Annotated in this window: 4 protein-coding genes; all 4 read left to right on the forward strand. The window is 61.5% G+C overall.

What is annotated here, in order from left to right:
- On the forward strand, window positions 1-934 hold a 934-nt coding region (locus tag Q8K08_RS00070; RefSeq protein WP_305248764.1), incomplete at its 5' end, for an ISKra4 family transposase.
- Between the two features lie 306 nt (window positions 935-1,240).
- The gene (locus Q8K08_RS00075; RefSeq protein WP_370870465.1) at window positions 1,241-2,122 is read left to right on the forward strand and encodes a GAF domain-containing protein; all 882 of its coding nucleotides are present in this window, start codon (window positions 1,241-1,243) and stop codon (window positions 2,120-2,122) included.
- 105 nt (window positions 2,123-2,227) lie between these two features.
- Window positions 2,228-3,748, forward strand: a complete 1,521-nt coding sequence (locus tag Q8K08_RS00080; RefSeq protein WP_305248766.1) for an aldehyde dehydrogenase family protein — start codon at window positions 2,228-2,230, stop codon at window positions 3,746-3,748.
- A gap of 154 nt (window positions 3,749-3,902) precedes the next feature.
- Window positions 3,903-4,262 carry a hypothetical protein gene (locus tag Q8K08_RS00085; protein WP_305248767.1) on the forward strand — a complete coding sequence of 120 codons (360 nt, stop codon included), beginning with the start codon at window positions 3,903-3,905 and terminating at the stop codon, window positions 4,260-4,262.
- Window positions 4,263-4,379: the final 117 nt, after the last annotated feature.

Here is a 4,379-nt window from a genome sequence, read left to right on the forward strand (position 1 = left end):
TACCTTTCGCGAAGCGGCGCGGCTGATGAAAAGCTTCCTGCCCGGCCATCCGCCCCATCACACCACGGTGCGTGACTGGTTGGGAAGAGTAGCCACGGGGCTCGAGAAAACCCGAACGACTTCAGGCGATTCCGTTGAAGCACCGCTGAAAGGTGGTTTGACGGTTTTTCTGGACGGTGCCCATATCCGGTGTCGGCCAGAGTATCAACAGCGGCACCTCGATCTTGTGGTCGGAAAGATTGAAAGCCACAATATGTGCAGAAGATTTGGCCTGGTTGCCAATGCGACCGCATCGCCAGGCAGCCGTATGCGAGAAGAGCTGTCAGGCTTTGGATGGAAACCGGGCCGTCTGTTGACGGTGATCTCGGATGGTGAGCTTGCGCTCCCGAACCTCATTCGAAATGCCATGGGTGGCGACGGCCAAGTGAAGCATATCCTCGACTGGTGGCACATTTCGATGCGTGTGCAGCATGTCGAGGCAGCCGTTCAGGGGCTCGTCCAGACAAAGGGCTTTGCAGGCAATCCAGTGATGTTCCAGCGACCCGCTAAAAGCCTCCGCTGGTGGCTTTGGCATGGCAGAGCACGGGTCACGGAAACATATTTGAAGGGGCTCATGCACGATTGCACCCGCCTTGCGGAAGAACCTCTGGCTGTCCGCACCGCTGCCGCTCGTGTGCAGGCCCGATGCGAGACACTGTACACCTGTCTCGCGAACAACATGGAATCCCTTGTCGACTATGGCCGACGGTACCGTAACGGGCTGCCCATCTCGTCATCTCGTGCTGAAGGGTCAGTCGATGACATTGCCAATGCCCGCATGGGAAAGCGCAGAAGGATGCGGTGGTCGCCCAAAGGAGCTCACCGAGTAGCCGTCACAAGGGCCGCAGTTCTCGATGGTCGGCTGACCGTCGCAAACAGAAAACGCGCCGCATGACCCCCATGTTTCGTCCACTCCCCCTCCTGGTTCAGTTGGTGCTCTCCACTTTTCCCGGGCAAGTCCACTTTCCAACTTGGCGCACTTTCGCAGCGCTGCTAAGAGTGTCCGCACAGGCCTTGCGACCTTGAGCGCCGTCCCGGTCAGAATCACTGGTCGGACCAGGCGCCTAGAACAGTATATGGTATTTTGGGGGCGGAGACGGTCATGAAGCCGATCAGGACCCACATTGACAAGGTGATGTCAGCCTCGCAATCGGCGTCGGCACCGGCGCAGTCATTTCTTGCCGCCTCCTGGCGCCGGTCTATCACAATTCACGGGCTCGACCCGGGTCACTCTGCGCCCCCGGACCGGATGGACGCGACATCGTTGTCCTATCGACGTCAGGCGCTGGACCAGTTCCTGCAGATTGCCGCGCCCAAGCTTGACCAGCTGTTCGGGTTGGTCGGACAGTCGGGCTGTGCAGTGCTGCTGTGCGATTCCGACGGCGTGGTCCTTGACCAGCGCTGTCGCGACAGCGACCGCCCTGTGTTTCAAAGTTGGGGGCTGTGGCAGGGCGCAAGCTGGTCTGAGGCCAACGAAGGCACCAACGGCATCGGCACCTGCCTTGCAGAAAAGCGGCGCGTGATCATTCACCGCGACGAGCATTTCATGGCACGCAACACCGCGATGAGTTGCATGGATGCGCCAATCTACGGCCCCGACGGACAGATCGTCGGCGCGCTCGACGTGTCGTCTGCCCGGTCCGACCAGACCGAGGCCTTCAACCGGCTGATCGCGGCCATGGTCGCCCAAAGCGCCCGGCAGATCGAGGCAGACACCTTCCGCGCCGCGTTTCCCAGGGCGCGCATCCTGCATGCCGATGCCGATGACACCGAGGCCGCAACGCTGCTGGCAGTCGATGCGGATGACATCGTGATCGGCGCGACTCGCGGCGCTCGACGGGCTTTCGGGATGGCAGCTTCGGGGCCCATCGCGCCGGTTCCCGCCTCGGATCTGTTCGGACGCGATGAAGGCCGTCGTGGATTTGAAAAGGCCGAGCATGCCGCCGTGATTCGTGCCCTGACACGGGCCGGCGGAAATGTCTCGCAGGCTGCCCGCGAACTTGGTGTGGGCCGCGCGACGCTGTACCGGCGTATGAAACGGCTGGGGATCGGCGAAACACCGGCGGACCTGTCTCAGGACTGAGACAGATCGCCCCCGGCATCACCCGTCCCCCGGCTGACAACCCCTGCCCCACCCGCCATCTTGCCCTCATTCCCCGGCGGAGGACTGGGGTATGAGGAGGAAACCATGAACGAGATGACTCAGACTGCGGCGCAGCACGCCTCGCCGTTCAAGACCCGTTACGACAATTACATCGGCGGCGCCTTTGTCGCCCCGGTTGGCGGGCGCTATTTCGACAATGTCACGCCGATCACCGGCGCCGTGATCTGCCAGGTGGCGCGGTCCGACAAAGCCGATGTCGATCTGGCGCTTGATGCGGCTCACGCCGCCAAAGATGCCTGGGGCAAGACTTCGGCCGCTGATCGCTCGAACATTCTGCTGAAGATCGCGGATCGGATCGAAGCCAATCTTGCCCTTATCGCCACCGCCGAGACCTGGGACAATGGCAAGCCGATCCGTGAGACCATGGCCGCCGACATTCCGCTGTCGGTCGATCATTTTCGCTACTTCGCGGGCGTTCTGCGCGGGCAGGAAGGCACGATGTCGGAAATCGACAGTGACACCGTGGCCTATCACTTCCACGAACCGCTGGGCGTGGTCGGCCAGATCATCCCGTGGAACTTCTCGATCCTGATGGCAGCGTGGAAGCTGGCCCCGGCGCTGGCGGCAGGCAATTGCATCGTGATGAAGCCCGCCGAACAGACCCCGGCGGCGATCATGGTGCTGATCGAAGTCATCGGCGATCTGCTGCCCCCGGGCGTACTGAACATCGTCAACGGCTATGGCGCCGAAGCGGGCGATGCGCTGGTGCGCTCGGGCCGGATTGCCAAGATTGCATTCACCGGCTCCACTGCCACCGGCCGCAAAATTGCCGAAGCCGCAGTGAGCAGCCTGATCCCCTTTACATTGGAACTGGGCGGCAAATCGCCAAACATCTTTTTCTCGGATGTGATGGCGGCGGATGATGCGTTCCTTGACAAGGCGGTCGAAGGCTTTGTCCTGTTTGCCTTCAATCAGGGCGAGGTCTGCACTTGCCCGAGCCGCGCGCTGATCCAGGAAGACATCTATGAAGAGTTCATCGCCCGCTGTATCGCCCGGGTCAGGGCGATCAACCAGGGCGATCCGCGCGAGATGGCCACGATGGTGGGCGCGCAGGCAAGCAAGGCGCAGCACGACAAGATCATGTCCTATTTCACCATCGGTCGCGAGGAAGGTGCCGAAGTTCTGATCGGTGGTGATTCCGCCCGGTTCAACGGCGATCTGGCGGGGGGCTACTACATCCAGCCGACGATCCTGAAAGGCCACAACAAGATGCGGGTGTTCCAGGAGGAAATCTTCGGCCCGGTCGTGTCGGTGACCACCTTTAAGGACGAGGACGAGGCGCTCGCCATCGCCAATGACACGATGTACGGCCTTGGCGCCGGGGTCTGGACCCGCGACGGCACCCGCGCATACCGCTTTGGCCGCAGTATCCAGGCGGGTCGGGTCTGGGTGAACAACTATCATGCATATCCGGCACATGCGGCCTTTGGAGGCTACAAGCAGTCGGGCATCGGTCGCGAGAACCACAAGATGATGCTGGACCACTACCAGCAGACCAAGAACATGCTGGTCAGTTACAACCCCAACAAGCTCGGCTTCTTCTGAGGTCTTTTCAAATCATTCCGGACGGGGCCCGCCATCGTGCGGGCCCTTGCCCTTTGACGGGCGCCGCGCGCATCTACGACCTTCGCCGCCTTGTCGAAGCAGCAAGTTGGGCGCAACCTGTTGCGCATCTTCAGATGAGAGGATCGGTCAATTCATGCACATCTTGCCATGCGCTGCAGCCCTTGGGCTTTGCATCTGTGCCGGGCCGGTTCTTGCCGGAAGTGAGGGCCTTGGCAGCCTGAACCCTGACGAGATGAGCCTGGAGCGGATGGTGGAGGATGCCGGTCAGGGCAAGACATCAATGACGGTCTGTGCGTCTGGCTATCTGATGACCAAATCCGGTCGCCATGAGGCCGCACGCGAGGTGTTTCAGCGCTGCGCCGAAGAAGGTTACACTGGTGCGATGACCTGGATGTCGCAGCTGGAGGACAACGGACTGGGCGCTCCGGAAAACCCCGACGCCGCCGCAAACTGGAACAGACGCGCCGCCGACCGCAGCGATCCCGGCTTATGACTTCCACCTCAGGATGACGCCTTAGCCAGTCGGTGCATGTGACGACATCACGATCTTCGAGAACATCGATGACAGCGCGACGCTCGAGGTCGATGATGATCGTCCCGTAGTTCTGCG

It is taken from the genome of Pseudotabrizicola sp. (assembly GCF_030684215.1).
In the GTDB taxonomy this organism is placed as follows: domain Bacteria; phylum Pseudomonadota; class Alphaproteobacteria; order Rhodobacterales; family Rhodobacteraceae; genus Pseudotabrizicola.

Excerpts from the sequence above, each read along its gene's own strand:
- Q8K08_RS00080 (WP_305248766.1), top strand. The coding sequence starts at position 2,228 with ATGAACGAGATGACTCAGACTGCGGCGCAGCACGCCTCGCCGTTCAAG.
- Q8K08_RS00085 (WP_305248767.1), top strand. The coding sequence starts at position 3,903 with ATGCACATCTTGCCATGCGCTGCAGCCCTTGGGCTTTGCATCTGTGCC.